Raw genomic sequence first — 15,764 nt, 5'->3', positions numbered from 1 at the left:
CGATCGAAAAATACCCCAGTGAAGAAGACAAAGACATTCTCCGAGAGCAACCCCATCCGACTGGGATTCGTCTGCACCGGTGTACTGGTCGTGCTGCTCGTGCTGGTGTTCAACTACGACAAGCTCCCGTGGTGGCCGGGGCGAAGCACCATCGTGGCCGAGTTCGCCGACGCCAGCGGACTGAATACCAATGACGCGGTGCAAATCTCGGGTATCAAGGTCGGCAGTGTCGATTCCATCCGGCTCAACGGTGACCATGTCGACATCGCCTTGAAGATCGACACCCACGGGCAGTCCCTCGGCGGTCGTACGACGGCTGCGATCAAGGTGGAGACCGCGCTCGGGCGCCGATTCGTCGAACTGCGACCCGACGGCGCCGGCCGTACCGTCAAGCGAATTCCGCTGGACCACACCACATCCGGATTCGACCTCAACGAGTCGCTGAACGAGCTCACCGACCGCTTGCAAGGCACGGACAAGAAACAGTTGGCAGGCGCCGTCGACAGCCTCTCGAAGGTGCTCGATACGTTGCCGGACAACATGAAGTCCTCACTGGATGGCGTGTCGCGCTTGTCCGCGACGATCGGCAGCCGCGACGGTGCGCTGCGCGATCTGCTCGGCCACGCGAACTCGGTCACCGGCATTCTCGCCCAACGCAATCAGAACCTCATCGCGTTGATGACCAACGGCGGGTCGCTGTTCGCAGCGCTCAACGACCGGGCGGAGGTCATTCGGATACTCCTGGCCAATGTCCGGGCCGTCAGCGACGAGCTGCACGGCGTAGTGCGAGACAACAACGCGACCACCGCACCGATGCTCGCCGAACTGGACAAGGTCGTGAGTCTGCTCAATACGAATTACGACAACATCAATTCCGCGATTCTCGGACTGCGCCCGTATGTCACCCAGCTCGGTGAATCGGTAGCCAGCGGGCCGTTCTTCGGTGTGTTGCTGCAGAACATCATGCCGGCGAACCTCAATGGCCAGCAGCCGGGAAGTCCTGGAGAGGGCAGCCACCGATGAAATCCTTGCGTGCGGGCGTGTCCCGCATTCCCTGGCCTGGACGGATCCTCGCCGGTCTGATCGTGGTGGCGCTGGTGAGTACCGCCGCGACGTGGTGGGTGACACGCAGCTCGACTGTGCGGGTCACCGCCTACTTCACGAACTCGGTGGGGCTGTACCCAGGTGACAGAGTGACACTTCGCGGTGTCCCGGTGGGTGATGTCGACGAGGTCACCCCCGCCGGTGACCGGGTGCGGGTCGAGATGCATTTCGACGCCTCCCATCCCGTCGCCGCCGGCACCCACGCCGTGATCGTCGCGCCGACCTTGGTGTCGGGCCGATACGTTCAGCTCACGCCGAAGTCCGGTGGCGAACCCGCGCTCGCCGACGGCTCGGTGATCCCGCTCGAGCGAACCGCGGTGCCGATCGAATACGACCAGATCAAGCGCCAGGTCACCGATCTGGCGAACCAGCTCGGGCCCAAGGAAGGCGACCCAACGGGCACGCTGTCGAGGTTCACCGACTCGGCGGCGAAAGCGTTGCAGGGCAACGGGGCGACGCTCAACCAGACGGTGCAGAACCTGTCGCAAGCGATGCGGACCCTCTCCGATGGCGGGCCGGATCTGTTCGCGACCGTTCGCAATCTGCAGATCGTCGTCTCGGCACTCGCCGCCAACGAGGACCAGGTCCAGGCATTCGTCGATCAGCTGGCCGGCGTATCGAATCTGTTGAACGACAACCGCACCCAGGTGGCGGCGGCACTGCAGTCCATGCAGGCGATGCTGCCGGAGGTCCGTACCTTCGTCGCCGACAACCGCGACGCGCTGACCAAGAATGTCGCAGCGCTGACGAACATCACGCAACTGCTGGTGAACCGCGAGGACGACCTCGCCGCGATCCTGCATCTCGCGCCGACCGCACTCGACAACTTCTACAACATCTACGATCCGGATTCGCGAACGCTCACCGGCGGTCTCGCCATCCCGGACTTCCCGGACCCGGTCTCGCTGATCTGCGCACTGCTGACAACCGTGAACGCGCCCGTGGCGGAATGCTCACGTGCCAGTGCGCATTTCGGGGACCTGTTCGGTGCGGCCGCCCGCGCGGCGATGGGCAGCGGGGCGCTCACACCCGTGCTCGGCCAGCCTGTCGGGCCGCCCGGATTGCCGCCTGGGTTGCCGCTCATCCCCGGCCTGACCGACCTGCTCGTCCCGGGAGGCGGACGATGAAACTCTCCACCACGACGCGCGCGGGCAGTGTCCTGCTACTGAGCGCATTGCTGACAGCCGGTTGCCGATTCGACGGCGCCAATTCGATTCCCCTGCCGGGCAATGTGATTCACGACGGTTCTTACACGGTTCGGGTCGAACTGCGAGACACCCAGAACCTGGTGGCGAATTCGTTCGTGAAGGCCGACAACGTCAACGTCGGCACGATCACCTCGATCGCCGTGCGCAACGACGTCGCCGTGGCCACCCTCGCTATCGACAAGGGTGTGCGCCTGTCTTCCACCGTGGCGGCCCGACTGGCGCAGACCAGTGTGCTCGGCGCCCAGTATCTGGAACTCACCACTCCCCACGACAAGGGCGACAGCACGGTGCTGCGCGATGGTGATGTGATTCCGCTGTCTGCGAGTTCGGAGTACCCGGCGACCGAAGATGTGCTGGCCGCCCTGTCCCTCGTGCTCAATGGCAGTGGGCTGCAACAGATTCAGACCATCATGACCGAGCTGAACAAGGGACTCGGCGGTCATCAGGACGCCATCAATCGGTCGTTCAGCCTCCTGGCCACGTTTGTCGACGGGCTCGACTCCCAGCGCAATGACATCGTGCGCGCCATCGACAGCCTCGACGCGTTCTCGGGGGAACTCGCGCGGCAGAAGGACACTCTCCGTACCGGCATCGAGCAGATTCAGCCGGCGCTGCACATCCTCGACGAGCAGAAGACGCAGTTGGTCACCATGCTCGATCGGGTCGGCGTGTTCGGTCAGCAAGCCTCGCAGGTGCTGCATGCGAGTGGGGATGACCTCACCGCCGATCTGCACAATCTCCAACCGGTTTTGAGCCAATTGGCGGCCTCCGGTTCCGATCTCGCCGGCGCCTTGCAGGTCGCCGCGACCTTCCCCTTCCCGGTCGGAACCATCGACAAAGCCATCAAGGGCGACTACATCAACATTTTCCTCACCCTGGACCTCAGTGCCGAGACGATCAGGGACAAGGTCATCGGGAGCATTCCGTTCAAGGACCTCGTTCCGATGTCCAACCGTGCGGTGAACCCGCTCGTCGCACCGACACAGAGTGATACCGCCGGTCAGCCGCCGGCCGCGAACACCGACCAGAACGGAGGCCGGTGATGAAGACACGCCTGGTCAAGGGCCAGCTGATCGCATTCTCGGTGCTCGCCGTCGTCAGCCTGGTGTACAGCGCGGTCCACTACATCGGGATCCAGCGAGTCACCGGTATCGGAACCTACACGGTGACAGCCGATTTCGCGGACGCTGGCGGAATCTATGAAAAGGCCACGGTGACCTACCGGGGCGTCGAGGTCGGCCGGGTCACCGGGGTGGATCTGAACAACGGCGCCGTGCGGGTCAGGATGCAACTGCGCAACGGCCGGCATATCCCGGCCGCGGCCACCGCGGCGATCAAGAGCACCTCGGCGGTCGGTGAACAGTACGTCGACCTCGTCCCGGCCGACGAGCGGGGACCCTACCTCGCCGACGGATCGCAGATTCCCCGGTCGCGAACATCGGTGCCGATCCCGACCAGCGAGGTACTCGGCAAGACGCAAACACTGCTGGCCGGGATTTCCACCGACTCACTGCACACCACGCTCGACGAAACGTTCCAAGCGGTCAACGGCACCGGACCCGCGTTGGCCTCACTGATCGAGTCCTCGGCCGCCTTGCTCGATCTGGCACAGGCCGATATCGGCCCGACCCAGACCCTGATCAACGACGCGGAACCGTTGCTGCACACCGGCAATGCGGTGCGGACCGAACTTCGTTCTGCGGTACACGATCTCGGTTCGTTCACAGACCAGCTCGCACACAGCGACGGCGACCTGCGCGGTGTGCTGGATCAAGGTCCCTCGGCCGCCGACACCGTCGCGGGCACGCTGACCGATCTGAGCACACCGCTGCCGGCCATGCTGGCAGACCTGCAGACAGTCGGTCAGGTATTGCGGGTGAATGTGCCGGGCCTGCGCCAGATCCTGGTCGTGTATCCGGCTCTTGCCGCGGCCACAACCTACAGCTTTGTGAACGGGGGATTCCGGTACAACGACACCCGGCCAGGACCGGCCGGGCCGCTGGACGTGAAACTCGGCAACACCCTCAACCCGCCACCGTGCACCCAGGGATATCAGAACACTCAGCGCCGCGATCCGTCCGACACCGGTCCGGCCGAGGTCCCGCCGGACACCTACTGCAAGATCGCCCCGGACGAGCCGAAGGTCATCCGCGGTGCACGCAACACACCCTGCGCCACGGACCCGGCGGTCCGCACCGAGGATGTCGCCGACTGCCCGAAGGGCGTGCCGTCCACATGGCCGGAAATGCTTGCGCATCCGGGGGATCCGGTTCCGGTTGCCCCCGCCCCGAAGCATGCGACCCCGCAGTCGCCCGCATCGCCCACCGCGCGCGCTGCAGCACAACGCAACGCCGCACCGGCGGGTCTGGCTGTGCCCTATGCCGAAGGCGATGGCACCTTCCGAGGCCCTGACGGTCTCACCTATGTCCTCGGGCTGTCGGCCCGCAGCGCCGCCCACCGAGAGGAGAACCAGGGATGGCAATCACTGCTGATCAAGTAGAAACCGAGAGAGACGAGGTCCACGCTCCGCTCGCGGGGGAGATCGACCCCGATCTCGCGGACTCGCCGGGCCGGCCGTCGCGGCCATGGCTCGCGTGGACGATCATGCTGCTGGTCGTGGCGGTGCTCGTACTGGCCGCCGTGAGCGGGGCGCTGGGGCTCGATGTCCGCGCCAACAGCCGAAACGATGCACGCGATCACGCGGCGCTGGCTGCGGCCAACCGTATTGCCGTGCAATTGGTCACGCTGGATCATTCCTCGGCCAAACAGAATCTCGAGGCCATCGCGGCCGACTCGACCGGTTCGTTCCGCGACCAGTGGCAGAAAATCTCGGGGAACTTCGCCAGTGTGCTGGAAAACGGCAAGGTTCAATCCACCGGCGAGGTCAAAGAATCCGGCCTCGTCGATATCGACGACGCGCATGCCACCGTGCTGACCGCGGTTACCTCGACGGTCAAGAACACCGAAGCCCCTGAGGGCCAGCAGCGGGTTTACCGCATGAAGATGACCCTCGACCACTCCGACGACCATTGGCTCGTCTCGAACGTGGAGTTCGTCGCATGACCACCGACACCGCCATCGCCGACATCGAAAACGTCGAGGAAACGGATGCGGAGGTCTCCGCCTCTCGTGCGGAAAACCATGAGCCGCACGAAGAATCGCCGACCCGTTGGGCTCGCGTGCGCGGCGGGCTCGGTGTTGACCGCCGCATCCATCGGCTGTCGACGCTGAGTCGCCGTTCGGCGATCGCGACCCTGGTAGTGCTCGGGCTGCTACTGAGCGCCGCGACAGCGACCACAATTGTGTTTGCCCTCAGCGCGGCAGATCACAACGCCACCGCCGCGGCGACGCGGGCGGCACGCGACTCCGCGCAATCGCGCGTCCCGAAGGTGCTCTCGTACGACTTCAACACGATAGACAAGGATTTTCCGGCGGCCGCGGGAAATCTGACCGGAAAATTCCGTGACGACTTCGGCCAGCTCGGTTCGAGTGTGATCATTCCTGCGGCACACCGCGATTCGATCATCACGAAGGCGACCGTGGTCGGCTCCTCAGTGGTCACGGCCGACGCCGACAAGGTCACGCTGCTGCTGTTCGTCAACCAGGAGACCACCAGCAGCAAGTATCAGGGGCCACGCCTGGACGGCAGCCGCGTACGGGTGACCATGAGCGATACCGGGGGAACTTGGCTGATCGCCGACATCACACCTGTCTGACATTCACCCGAAAAGGAGTTCATTATGGGCGTGGAGGTCAGGACCGAAGGCATCACCAAGTCCTTCGGTTCGCAACGGATTTGGCAGGATGTCACTCTGACGCTGCCCTCGGGTGAGGTCAGCGCGCTGCTCGGCCCTTCCGGTACCGGTAAGTCGGTGTTTTTGAAGTCGCTGATCGGTCTGCTGCGTCCGGAGCGCGGTTCGATCTTCATCGACGGCACCGATATCACCACCTGCTCCAATAAGGAGCTCTACGAAATCCGCAAGCTGTTCGGTGTGCTGTTCCAGGACGGCGCGCTGTTCGGCTCGATGAACCTGTTCGACAATGTGGCGTTCCCGTTGCGCGAGCACACCAAGAAGTCCGAATCCGACATCAAGAAGATCGTGATGGAGAAGCTCGAGCTGACTGGTCTGCTCGGTGCGGAGGGCAAGCTGCCCGGTGAGATCTCCGGTGGTATGCGCAAGCGTGCCGGTCTGGCCCGGGCGCTGGTGCTGGATCCGCAGATCATCCTGGTCGACGAGCCCGACTCCGGTCTGGACCCGGTCCGTACCTCGTATCTGTCGCAGCTGTTGATCGACATCAACGCTCAGATCGACGCGACGATCCTGATCGTGACCCACAACATCAACCTGGCGCGCACCGTGCCCGACAACATCGGGATGCTGTTCCGTCGCTCGCTGGTGATGTTCGGTCCCCGCGAGGTGTTGTTGACCTCGGAGGAGCCGGTGGTCAAACAGTTCCTCAACGGCCGGATGATCGGTCCGATCGGTATGTCGGAGGAGAAGGACGAGGCGCAGATGGCGCGCGAGCAGGCGCTCGTGGACGCCGGACACCATCATGGTGGCGCCGAAGAGGTCGAGGGGATTATTCCGCAGATGCAGGCCACTCCCGGTATGCCGGTGCGCCAGGCCGTGATTCGCCGCAAGGAGCGCGTCCGCTCGATCCTGCACACTCTGCCGCCGGTCGCGCAGGAAGCGATTCTGGCGGATATTGATCAGGTTTCCGATTCGCCGACCGCCGTGCTCGAAGGAGTCGGCTATGTGCAGTGAACCGAACCCGCACTATCGCGCCGCCTCGCCGCGCTGTGAACACAAGGCCGAGACCAGGTGAGCTGCGATGGCTTTGCACCGCGTCACCCTCGCCGCGTTGAGCATTGTCGGCGTATTCATGTCCACCTCGTCGATGGTGAGCCCTCCGCATAGAACCGAACTACTTGCACTGGGGGATTCGGCCGCAGGGAAGCAGACCGAGCCGAGCCCGAGCGTGGGAATTGTGCCCGCGGTGTCTCGGCCGATCCGCCCGCATGCGGCGCCCACCTCGGACTCCAGCGAACTCATGTCCAGGCCGTCGATCGCCGCCGAAATGGCGGCGGAACCGAATCTGCCTACTGTGCGGGGAATCCCGGAGACAGTACTCGCGGCATATCGCAATGCCGAGCTGAATCTCGCTCGCTCCGAACCGAATTGCGGCCTGCCGTGGAATCTACTGGCCGGAATCGGACGAATTGAATCGGGCCATGCCAGCGGCGGCGATGTCGACGCGCACGGAACCACTGTCAGGCCCATTCTCGGACCCGCGCTCGATGGCAGGCTGCCCGGCAACGAAACCATCGCCGATGGGCGGGGCGGATTTGTCAGGGCCGTCGGCCCGATGCAATTCCTGCCGAGCACGTGGGCCGCCTGGGGCAGCGACGGTGACGGTGACGGATACGCCGATCCGAACAATGTATTCGACGCGGCCCTGGCCGCAGGGCGATATCTGTGCGCGGGCGGCACGGACCTGCGCGATCCGGACCTGGAGTTACACGCCGTCCTGCGTTACAACAACTCGATGTCCTATGCCTCGGATGTGTTGCGCTGGTCCGCCTTCTACGGGGGAGGTGGCGGTATACCACTGCCGTCGGCCGTACCGGCTCCACTGCCGTCCCCGCAATCCGACGCCGACCAACCGCAACCGGACGCTACCCAGCCCGCGCCGGAATCCCAGCCAGCCGAGCCGGAAACTCCGTCGGAGCCCGGACCTCCGGTTCAACAACAGCCGATGATCATCATCCCCGGTCTGCCGCCGATTCCCTGTGGCATCCTGTGCCCACCACCGGCCGATCAACGCTGACGGACACGGGTGGCCGCTTGACCGGGTAACCCGACATGACCTACGGTTTTAAATCTATATTAGAAGAAATTTGCTGAGAGCTGGGTTCGACGATGAACGCTGAAAGCGATGGTTCGACGTCTCCGTTGCCGGAGCGCGAACGGGACGCGGCCAAGGAGTTGGCGGCCGACTTGTACAACGCCTTGGCGGCGGGGGATCGGGAGCGATTGGTCGCCCTTCTGCACCCTCGATTCGAAGGACGGACCACCGAGGGGCTCCCATTCGAACTCGGCGGTGTCTATCGCGGGCCCGACGCGATGCGACGGGATTTCTGGGGTCGCATCGCCAAGCACTACACGGCTCGGGCGGTGCCGACGCGATTCAACTGGCTCGACGATGGGCGCCTCGCGATCACCGGCCGCTACACCGGCAACGCACGGGTCGGGCACGGCAAACTGGACGCGGAATTCATCCACATTCTGACATTTACGCAGGGACGGATCAGCGGGCTGATCCAACTCACCGACAGTGAGCGATGGTGTGAGGCCCTGACCCCGGACAGTGGTCTGCGCGCGGTCGAGCTCTCGGTGACGCACGGGATGGCCGTTCTCCGGCTGAACCGGCCATACCAGCGCAATGCGATCGACCAAACGATGGCCGACGATCTGTATGAGGCCGCGCAACGTTGCGCCGCGCGATCGGACCTCCGGGCTCTGGTGATACTGGGCAATGGCCCGACTTTCACTGTTGGGGGAGACATCACGGTCTTCGCCGACACCGAACCGGAGGAACTGTCGACAACTCTGCGGCGGATGGTGACGCCGTACCACGAAGCCCTCCGGATCTTCGCTGAGCTGCCGGCGCCGGTCGTGACCGCCGTTCATGGCTCCGTTGGCGGTGGTGGGCTCGGCATGGTCTACTGCGCCGATATCGCGCTCGCTGCGGAGGGAACGAAGTTCGCGACGGGATTCTCGGCGCTGGGACTGTCCGGTGACGGCGGCACCTCGTGGTACCTGCCCCGCCTGGTCGGGATGCGCCGGGCGCAGGCGCTGTATCAGGGCCGCGTCCTCGATGCGCGCGAAGCCCGCGAGTGGGGCTTGATCTCCGAGGTCGTCGACCCTGAACAGCTCGAGGAGATCGCGCTGAACCGGGCCGAAACCCTGGCCTCTGGACCGACGCGTGCCTACGCGGAAGTCCGTACCCTGCTCCGGAATTCCGAATCCTCGACGCTGTCCGAACAGCTGACCGCCGAAATCGACGCACTGGCTCGCACTGCGGCGACGGTGGATGCAGCCCGGGCGGTACGCAGTTTCATCACGAAATCCAAGCCGATCTTCGAGGGCAGGTAGCGGTGCTGAACACGAAAGCCGGACGGGCAGAACAGCTTCAGAAATGGCTGGCGGAGCGCGCCGACGTGAGCGGCGCGCTGCGGATCGAGCGCATCGGCTTCGGCCAGTCGAACATAACGAGCTTGATCAGCGACGAGTCGGGAGCCGGCTGGGTGCTGCGCGAGCCGCCGCCGGGCGGACACGACCCGACCGCGCACGATGTGCTACGTGAGGCGCGGATCCTGAACGCACTGGCCGACACGGGTATTCCGCTCCCAACGGTGATCGGTACGGACGATACGAGCCCGTTCTACGTCATGACCCGGATGGCCGGTGCGCCGCTGGAGTCGGAGTCCGATGCGGCGGAACTGAGCCCGCAGCAGCGTTCGGCGCTGGGACGGCAGGTGATCGAGGTGTTCGCGCACCTGCACTCGCTCGAACCAGCGGCCGTCGGTCTCGACGACCTCGGACCCGACACCGGATATCTGCCGCGGCAGATGCGACGGGCGGTCCGGAACTGGACACAGTGGGGTGAGCAGACCGCGCACGATCGGATCTGGCAGTACGTCCGGTCATTGCTCGCGGACCGGGTGCCCCGGCAGCAGCGGACGGTGATCACGCACGGCGATTATCGGCTGTCGAACCTGCTCGTCGACTTCGCCCGGATCACTGCGGTACTCGACTGGGAACTGGCGACTCTGGGTGATCCGCTGGCGGATCTGGCCTGGCTGCTCGACGACTGGCGCGGTCCCGACGAACCGCAGATCATCATGCCGAGCCCGACGCGCGCCGGTGGCTTCCCGAATCGGGCGGAACTGATCGAGATGTATTGTGCGGCAACCGGTCTGAATGTGGATTCGATTGACTACTATCGCGCTTTCACGCATTGGCGGGCGGCGACATTGCTGCAAGGCGTTCTGCTGCGACGCCGATCGGGAGCCATGGGCGAACACGGTTCGCTCGACCTCGTCGAGCTGGATTCGACCATCGGCTATCTGCTCGAGGAGGCGGCCGCATTGATCCACGGCGGGCGCCCCGGCAGGCACCGGAAAGGCCAAGGAGATTACCAATGAAGCCCGAAGACGATTACACGCATCCGGTCGGGACCGAGCCCAACTTCAATGAATCCATGTACTTCCATTTTCACTCGCCGGGAAATCGGATCAGCGGATTCGTGAGATTGGCCAACCGCCCGAACGAGGGCCGCGGCGAGCGGACGATATGCCTCTACCTGCCTGATGGGAGCGTGGCCTTCGGATTCGCGCGGCCCGAGGCGACGACGAACGAGAAGATGTCGGGCGCCGGTCTCGAGTTCCACGTCGAGGAGCCGTTCACCACACTCCACGCCACCTTTCGCGGGGAGGTGAACCTTCTCGATGTGCCCGAAATCCTTTCCGACCCACGCAGACTCGCCAGCACGCCGCTGGTCGAGTGTGCTGTGGATCTGACCTTCACTCGACTCAGCGAACCCTATGCGCAGAACTTCGATGGCGACGGTCCCGCTTTCGCGCCGAACCACTACGAGCAGATTATGGCCGTCGCGGGATCGATCACCGTGGACGGCACCGTGTTCGAGATCGCCGGCGCGGGATTGCGCGATCACTCGTGGGGCCCGCGGTCATGGCAAGCGCCTTGGTTCTATCGCTGGCTGCACGGATCGAGTCCGCAGTTCGGGTTCATGGGAGCGTTCTTCGGAGTCGAAGACGGCGAGCCGGTGATGGGCGGATTCGTCTGGGATGGCCGAGATGTGCACTGCTGCACCGACGTGCGCGTCAGTACGGAACGGGGTGAGGACCACACGCCGCGCCGCATTCGGGCAGAGCTCGTCGCCGCGGACGGCAGGAGCTGGCGCATGATCGGCGATGTCGGTGCCACGGTGCCGCTGCGGCACCGCAAACGGGACGCCTCGGGCACCGAGCAGTTGACCCGAATTCTCGAAAACCAGACTCGCTGGATCACCGACGACGGTACCGAACTGTTCGGTATGAGCGAATATCTGGATCAGATCGTGAAGGACTCACCCGTGGGTCTCGGTGTCTGAGGTTCCACTCATGGCGGCCGTGCAGGCGACGGATCTGACGGGTCGGTCGGCCCTGCACGTCACCGCATTGCCGGTGCCCGTCGTCCATGACAAGGTCCTCGTCGCCGTCCGTGCGGTGGGCGTCAACTTCCCCGATCTGCTGATGACGCAAGGGAAATACCAGTTGCGCGCGTCGCCGCCGTTCGTCCCTGGCGTGGAAGTGTCCGGTGTCGTTGTCTCCGCACCTGCCGGAGGTGCCGTATCCCAGGGCGATGAGGTGGTGGCCTTCCGCCCGGATTGGGCGGGTACGCGGAATACGTTGCCGCCGCTCCCGAGATGGTTACCGTGAAGCCGCCCGAACTCGATTTCGGCGAGGCCGTTGCATTGACCGCGCTCGAACAGGGATCGATCATCGGGAAAGCAGTCATCGAATTACCTGTCCCGAGATGACGATACTGCTCGCCCTGTACGCGGCCCTACTTCCTCATCGTGGCCGGTACGGTGACAATGGTAGGGGTGATGTCGCATCGGCGGGAGCGGCGGAACAAGTGGCGTTAGCCGCCGCCCGCGCGATCACATGCGTGGTTCAGAAAACCGACAGGATTACGGCGGCTGCGCCGACCACGACGACCCAGCACTCGAACGCCCGCCGCAGCGCCCGGGGCGCCGATCGCAGCTCCATGAATTCCGATCCGATGAAGAACGCCTTGGCGAACGCGATGGTCACCGCGCTCGCGGACGCGAACTCGACGCCTATAGACGCGAGTGGGTGATCGACGCCGAACCACCACGTAACACAGGTAGCGGTGACCAGGCCGATCCAAACCCACGTCGTCCTACTTGGGATATCGAGTGCGTTCATGCGAAACATCCCACGTAGAGGAGTGTGAAGATCACGACCCACAGCAGGTCGACCATGTGCCAGTACACGGCGGCGATCTCGGAGAACCGACCGGCGCTGGTCGCGCTCCGGTCGGAGCGGCACTTCTTGCGCCACAGCGTCACCAGAACCGCGCCTATCAGCACATGCAGTAGATGAATTCCGGTCAATACGAAGTAGAACGTCCAGAACATGTTGCTGGTGACGACGTGGCCCGACGTGATCGCCGCGCTGTACTCGACGACCTTCAATGCGGCGAACACCATGGCGCACCCCAGAACAGCGACCAGCACGGCGCGTGCTTTCGACGTCGATCCCCGTCGGTGCGCGTGCAATGCGATGACGACGAGGTAGGAACTCAGCAGGAGCACAAGAGTATTGACGGCGCCGATCGAGCGATGAAGGTGCGCGGCCGACTCGGCGAAGGCCAGCCGATCGCGTCGGTTCTCCCACAGGAAGACGGCGAAGAAGAGACCGAACAACGTCATGTCGCCGAGGATGAAAACCCACAGTCCCAGCTCGCCCGGTGTATCGCCATTGCCGGGTTGTTCCGGGGTATCGACCGCCGACCCCGGTTCGCTCTCGTCCCAGACAAACGCGGGGAGCTCGACAGCGGCGAAGGATCCTGCCGCTGTCACGCGGTTGCCTGCGCCGGTTCGCCGAGGGCCGCAACGTCGAGCGAGGAATTCGCTTGGCGGACAGCGAAACACATCCCGACGAGGAACGCGCCGTACGCGCCGAGAGCCAGCCAGAACACGAAGATGCCGTTCCATGCGAAGGGGCCGGACAGGAAGAAGTACGCGAGCACGTCGGGAACAAACGCGAAGGCGACCCACAGATTGAGATAGCCGCTCCAGCGCGGGAAAATGGCGTGCTTATCGCTCAGCACCGCGGTGCCGATCGCGACGTTTTGAATGATGAACGGCATGATCGGCGTGAACAGGATCATCCAGGTGATGTCGTTCATCAATTGGAGGGTCTGCGGATCGCGATCACTACGAAATGCCATGAGCGCGAACAGCATCTGCGGAATTGTGTTGATGATGACTGTGACCGCGGCGGCGATCAGCTGAACAAAGGTCAGTAGCGGCGTCCGCCCTTCCATGCGCAGCATATGCATAGAGATGAGCGCCAACATCGGCAGCATCAACACCACACCCACCGAGGCTGTGACAAAACCGATCATTACCCGGGTCGGGTCTTCGGTGTAGAAGCGCATGACCTCCTCGGCCGAAGCCGACGGGCTCAGCGGTACCGGAAGCATGCCCGCGATCGCCCATCCGATGAGGGTGACTATGAGCGCTGCGGGCCCGCCCAGCGCGCAGATATTCCTGACTCGAGCGTTCATCGGGCATCCTTCGGTGCGGGGCGACAGTCAACCGTCGACTGGTTACAAAAATAATCTATATTAAAATAATCACTGATTCTAGCGGGAAGGCTACTGTCGGGTGGAGCCTTCGCGGGATATTGCTGTGGAGGAGCTGCTCGTTGAGCCGATCGCACTCGAAAGTGGGTGAGGACTACAGGTCGTATCGCGACCGACGCGGTCGAGCGCCTGGACGGCCTGATCGTGGGGGTATGGCTGTCCAGCATCGGGATCGTCTCATCTGCGACGTTCCCACATTCCGCCACGGGCGAATCGCCTGCGGCATGCCGCATCTGCTCAATGGCGCCATGACCCCGCGGGTGGACGCCCGCCCGCGTTCGGCCGTGACCTCTGTAAGCAGCGCGACGTGGTCGAACGATGTTTCAACCGCCTCGAGCAGTTCCGCGGTCTGGCCACTCGACACGCCAAACGCGCCGCCTACTTCCATGCCGAACTCATCGGTGTAGACGGGGCTCACGCAGCCGACGGCGGTGAGCCATCACTGCCAGGACGTCCGGCGAGGGCAACAGCGCCAGTCGCATCCTGCGGGACGAGGGCATCCGTCCCGACACCACTTTGGAAACCCTGTCTCGGTTGTGTCCGGCTTCTGTGACAACGGAATCATCACCGCTGGCAAACGCATCGACGATCAACGACGGTGCCTTTGCGGTCGTGCTGATGAGCAAGGAGCGCGCCGAAGCCGAGGGAATTGCGTGGATCGCGGAAATCGGCGAGCACGGCATGGTCGCGGGCCTGGACTCCGGTCTGCCACTGCAGCCCGCCAATGCGAACACCGGGGCGTGCGGCCGCGCCGGGATCGCGACGACTGACCTCGACCTGGTGGAGATCAACGAGGCATTCGCCGCCGTGGGCATCGCCTCCACCCGTGCGTTGGGAATCGATCCCGACCGAGTGAACGTCAATCGAGGCGCGATCGCCCTCGGCCATCCCATCGGCATGTCGGGTGCTCGCCTCACGCTGGATCTGGCGCTCGAACTGCGACGCCGGGGTGGTGGTGTGGGCGCCGCTGCCCTGTGCGGCGGTGGCGGTCAGGGAGATGCCCTGATCGTTCGTGTCCCATGAACTGACATGCGAAACAGGAGAACTGAATGAGCACAACCGAACTCGCCGCTCTCGTCGAGTAGCGCGAGCGCATCCTTCTGGTCACCCTCAATCGACCGAATGCGCTCAATGCTGTCAATGGCGAGCTGAGCACGATCGTGGGCGAAGCGATGGAGCGAGCCGAATCCGAACGCGATATTCGCGTAGTCGTGCTCACCGGCAGCGGCGACCGCGCCTTCTGCGTCGGCGCCGGTCTGAAGGCCATCTCGCGCACAGGAAGATCATGCTCGTCCGGGGCCTGTACCACTGCCTTCCAACTGCCAGCCACCTGAGACGCTGCCGAGCGGTGGAGCCGCACCGTACCTGCACCAGGCGTGCTGATCTCAGAGCGCGGTTTCGGTCTGCGCCATCTTGAGAGCTTGCCGAGACAGGGGCGTACGGGCTGGGCGGCGCAGTGCGAGGTGGCCCGTCACGGTGCTGGTGTGGTCCATAGTGCGCTGATGGGTAGGCAGGTAAGTTTGTCGCCGAAGGGGAGTTGTTGGTCGCCACAGTAGAGGACGAATCCGGCGTGGAAGCGGTCACCGAGTCGGCGTAAGCGGCGCAACGTAACTCACGGCGTGTACATCAGATCGGACCAGCCGGTCGATCAGATCGTCGAGGTGATCCGCCGATTGGACCTCGTCGAGCACTTGGCGCCGTTCACCCGCTGCCTGCGCTGTGGTGGCTTCGTTGTCGAGGTCGCCAAAGCCGAGGTCGAAGATCGGCTGCAACCGCTCACCCGCCGCCATTACGACACGTTCCGGAAGTGCCGCACCTGCGGACGGATCTACTGGCAGGGATCGCACCAGGTCCGACTCAACGCGACGGTGCAGGCGATCCGCACCGGCCTGATGCAATCCTGACACCACCGTGCGACCCGATCGATCTGCGCATCGCGCGGCCGCCCGGCCGACCGCTGGCAGTGCGCAACAGCGTTCCGGATTCAGCG

General features: G+C 64.2%; 16 protein-coding genes and 2 pseudogenes. 15 read left to right on the top strand and 3 right to left on the bottom strand.

The window, feature by feature from the left end; translation table 11 throughout:
* The first annotated feature begins 18 nt into the window (after nucleotides 1–18).
* The 12 genes from ACFYOW_RS15175 to ACFYOW_RS15120 all read left to right on the top strand — a co-directional run bounded on the left by ACFYOW_RS15175 (nucleotide 19) and on the right by ACFYOW_RS15120 (nucleotide 11,817).
* Nucleotides 19–1,023: an MCE family protein gene (locus tag ACFYOW_RS15175; protein ID WP_387288188.1), complete on the top strand. Its 1,005-nt coding sequence runs from the start codon at nucleotides 19–21 to the stop codon at nucleotides 1,021–1,023.
* Entirely contained in the window at nucleotides 1,020–2,231 is a 1,212-nt protein-coding gene (locus tag ACFYOW_RS15170; protein ID WP_387288186.1) for an MCE family protein, read from the top strand. Before ACFYOW_RS15175 ends, ACFYOW_RS15170 begins: the two co-directional genes overlap by 4 nt.
* Nucleotides 2,228–3,355 (top strand): MCE family protein, encoded by a 1,128-nt coding sequence (locus ACFYOW_RS15165; RefSeq protein WP_387288184.1) that lies wholly within the window; start codon nucleotides 2,228–2,230, stop codon nucleotides 3,353–3,355. The genes ACFYOW_RS15170 and ACFYOW_RS15165 overlap by 4 nt, the downstream gene beginning before the upstream one ends.
* Entirely contained in the window at nucleotides 3,355–4,812 is a 1,458-nt protein-coding gene (locus tag ACFYOW_RS15160; RefSeq protein WP_387288183.1) for an MCE family protein, read from the top strand. Before ACFYOW_RS15165 ends, ACFYOW_RS15160 begins: the two co-directional genes overlap by 1 nt.
* Nucleotides 4,788–5,375 carry a hypothetical protein gene (locus ACFYOW_RS15155; protein ID WP_387288181.1) on the top strand — a complete coding sequence of 196 codons (588 nt, stop codon included), beginning with the start codon at nucleotides 4,788–4,790 and terminating at the stop codon, nucleotides 5,373–5,375. Before ACFYOW_RS15160 ends, ACFYOW_RS15155 begins: the two co-directional genes overlap by 25 nt.
* Nucleotides 5,372–6,028 (top strand): hypothetical protein, encoded by a 657-nt coding sequence (locus ACFYOW_RS15150; RefSeq protein ID WP_387288179.1) that lies wholly within the window; start codon nucleotides 5,372–5,374, stop codon nucleotides 6,026–6,028. The genes ACFYOW_RS15155 and ACFYOW_RS15150 overlap by 4 nt, the downstream gene beginning before the upstream one ends.
* A 24-nt stretch (nucleotides 6,029–6,052) precedes the next feature.
* Nucleotides 6,053–7,078 carry an ABC transporter ATP-binding protein gene (locus ACFYOW_RS15145; protein WP_387288177.1) on the top strand — a complete coding sequence of 342 codons (1,026 nt, stop codon included), beginning with the start codon at nucleotides 6,053–6,055 and terminating at the stop codon, nucleotides 7,076–7,078.
* Between the two features lie 67 nt (nucleotides 7,079–7,145).
* Nucleotides 7,146–8,141 carry a lytic murein transglycosylase gene (locus ACFYOW_RS15140; RefSeq protein ID WP_387288175.1) on the top strand — a complete coding sequence of 332 codons (996 nt, stop codon included), beginning with the start codon at nucleotides 7,146–7,148 and terminating at the stop codon, nucleotides 8,139–8,141.
* 92 nt (nucleotides 8,142–8,233) lie between these two features.
* Nucleotides 8,234–9,469: an enoyl-CoA hydratase-related protein gene (locus tag ACFYOW_RS15135; protein ID WP_387288174.1), complete on the top strand. Its 1,236-nt coding sequence runs from the start codon at nucleotides 8,234–8,236 to the stop codon at nucleotides 9,467–9,469.
* Between the two features lie 2 nt (nucleotides 9,470–9,471).
* Nucleotides 9,472–10,521, top strand: coding sequence for a phosphotransferase family protein (locus ACFYOW_RS15130; RefSeq protein WP_387288172.1), 1,050 nt, complete (start codon nucleotides 9,472–9,474; stop codon nucleotides 10,519–10,521).
* Nucleotides 10,518–11,489, top strand: a complete 972-nt coding sequence (locus ACFYOW_RS15125; protein ID WP_387288170.1) for a hypothetical protein — start codon at nucleotides 10,518–10,520, stop codon at nucleotides 11,487–11,489. The genes ACFYOW_RS15130 and ACFYOW_RS15125 overlap by 4 nt, the downstream gene beginning before the upstream one ends.
* A gap of 10 nt (nucleotides 11,490–11,499) precedes the next feature.
* Nucleotides 11,500–11,817 (top strand): alcohol dehydrogenase catalytic domain-containing protein, encoded by a 318-nt coding sequence (locus ACFYOW_RS15120; protein WP_387288168.1) that lies wholly within the window; start codon nucleotides 11,500–11,502, stop codon nucleotides 11,815–11,817.
* 237 nt (nucleotides 11,818–12,054) lie between these two features.
* Here the strand turns inward: ACFYOW_RS15120 and ACFYOW_RS15115 are convergent, their stop codons facing one another.
* From ACFYOW_RS15115 to ACFYOW_RS15105, 3 genes are read right to left on the bottom strand one after another with little or no spacing between them, the layout of a single operon-like run.
* On the bottom strand, nucleotides 12,055–12,330 hold the full coding sequence (locus tag ACFYOW_RS15115; protein WP_387288166.1) for a cytochrome C oxidase subunit IV family protein: 276 nt from the start codon (nucleotides 12,328–12,330) through the stop codon (nucleotides 12,055–12,057).
* A complete protein-coding gene (locus ACFYOW_RS15110; protein WP_387288164.1) occupies nucleotides 12,327–12,986 on the bottom strand; it encodes a cytochrome c oxidase subunit 3 in 660 nt (219 codons plus the stop codon). The genes ACFYOW_RS15115 and ACFYOW_RS15110 overlap by 4 nt, the downstream gene beginning before the upstream one ends.
* A complete protein-coding gene (locus tag ACFYOW_RS15105) occupies nucleotides 12,983–13,567 on the bottom strand; it encodes a hypothetical protein (protein ID WP_387288162.1) in 585 nt (194 codons plus the stop codon). The genes ACFYOW_RS15110 and ACFYOW_RS15105 overlap by 4 nt, the downstream gene beginning before the upstream one ends.
* A 693-nt stretch (nucleotides 13,568–14,260) precedes the next feature.
* Here ACFYOW_RS15105 and ACFYOW_RS15100 point away from each other — a divergent pair.
* The 3 genes and pseudogenes from ACFYOW_RS15100 to ACFYOW_RS15090 form a co-directional block, all read left to right on the top strand.
* Nucleotides 14,261–14,797 (top strand): annotated as a pseudogene (locus ACFYOW_RS15100) (acetyl-CoA C-acyltransferase); the annotation flags it as partial.
* A 71-nt stretch (nucleotides 14,798–14,868) separates the two neighbouring features.
* A complete protein-coding gene (locus ACFYOW_RS15095; protein WP_387288820.1) occupies nucleotides 14,869–15,108 on the top strand; it encodes an enoyl-CoA hydratase-related protein in 240 nt (79 codons plus the stop codon).
* 273 nt (nucleotides 15,109–15,381) lie between these two features.
* Nucleotides 15,382–15,678 (top strand): annotated as a pseudogene (locus tag ACFYOW_RS15090) (Mut7-C RNAse domain-containing protein); the annotation flags it as partial.
* Between the last annotated feature and the right edge of the window lie 86 nt (nucleotides 15,679–15,764).

The sequence above is a fragment of the Nocardia sp. NPDC006982 genome (assembly GCF_042869435.1).
In the GTDB taxonomy this organism is placed as follows: domain Bacteria; phylum Actinomycetota; class Actinomycetes; order Mycobacteriales; family Mycobacteriaceae; genus Nocardia.
The sequence above is the reverse complement of the archived record's forward strand: the minus strand, read 5'-3'. Positions and strand labels throughout refer to the sequence as shown.

Coding starts and splice junctions, on each gene's coding strand:
- ACFYOW_RS15120 (WP_387288168.1), top strand. CDS start 11,500: ATGGCGGCCGTGCAGGCGACGGATCTGACGGGTCGGTCGGCCCTGCAC.
- ACFYOW_RS15140 (WP_387288175.1), top strand. CDS start 7,146: ATGGCTTTGCACCGCGTCACCCTCGCCGCGTTGAGCATTGTCGGCGTA.
- ACFYOW_RS15115 (WP_387288166.1), bottom strand. CDS start 12,330: ATGAACGCACTCGATATCCCAAGTAGGACGACGTGGGTTTGGATCGGC.
- ACFYOW_RS15160 (WP_387288183.1), top strand. CDS start 3,355: ATGAAGACACGCCTGGTCAAGGGCCAGCTGATCGCATTCTCGGTGCTC.
- ACFYOW_RS15170 (WP_387288186.1), top strand. CDS start 1,020: ATGAAATCCTTGCGTGCGGGCGTGTCCCGCATTCCCTGGCCTGGACGG.
- ACFYOW_RS15145 (WP_387288177.1), top strand. CDS start 6,053: ATGGGCGTGGAGGTCAGGACCGAAGGCATCACCAAGTCCTTCGGTTCG.
- ACFYOW_RS15150 (WP_387288179.1), top strand. CDS start 5,372: ATGACCACCGACACCGCCATCGCCGACATCGAAAACGTCGAGGAAACG.
- ACFYOW_RS15135 (WP_387288174.1), top strand. CDS start 8,234: ATGAACGCTGAAAGCGATGGTTCGACGTCTCCGTTGCCGGAGCGCGAA.
- ACFYOW_RS15165 (WP_387288184.1), top strand. CDS start 2,228: ATGAAACTCTCCACCACGACGCGCGCGGGCAGTGTCCTGCTACTGAGC.
- ACFYOW_RS15125 (WP_387288170.1), top strand. CDS start 10,518: ATGAAGCCCGAAGACGATTACACGCATCCGGTCGGGACCGAGCCCAAC.
- ACFYOW_RS15105 (WP_387288162.1), bottom strand. CDS start 13,567: ATGCGCTTCTACACCGAAGACCCGACCCGGGTAATGATCGGTTTTGTC.
- ACFYOW_RS15155 (WP_387288181.1), top strand. CDS start 4,788: ATGGCAATCACTGCTGATCAAGTAGAAACCGAGAGAGACGAGGTCCAC.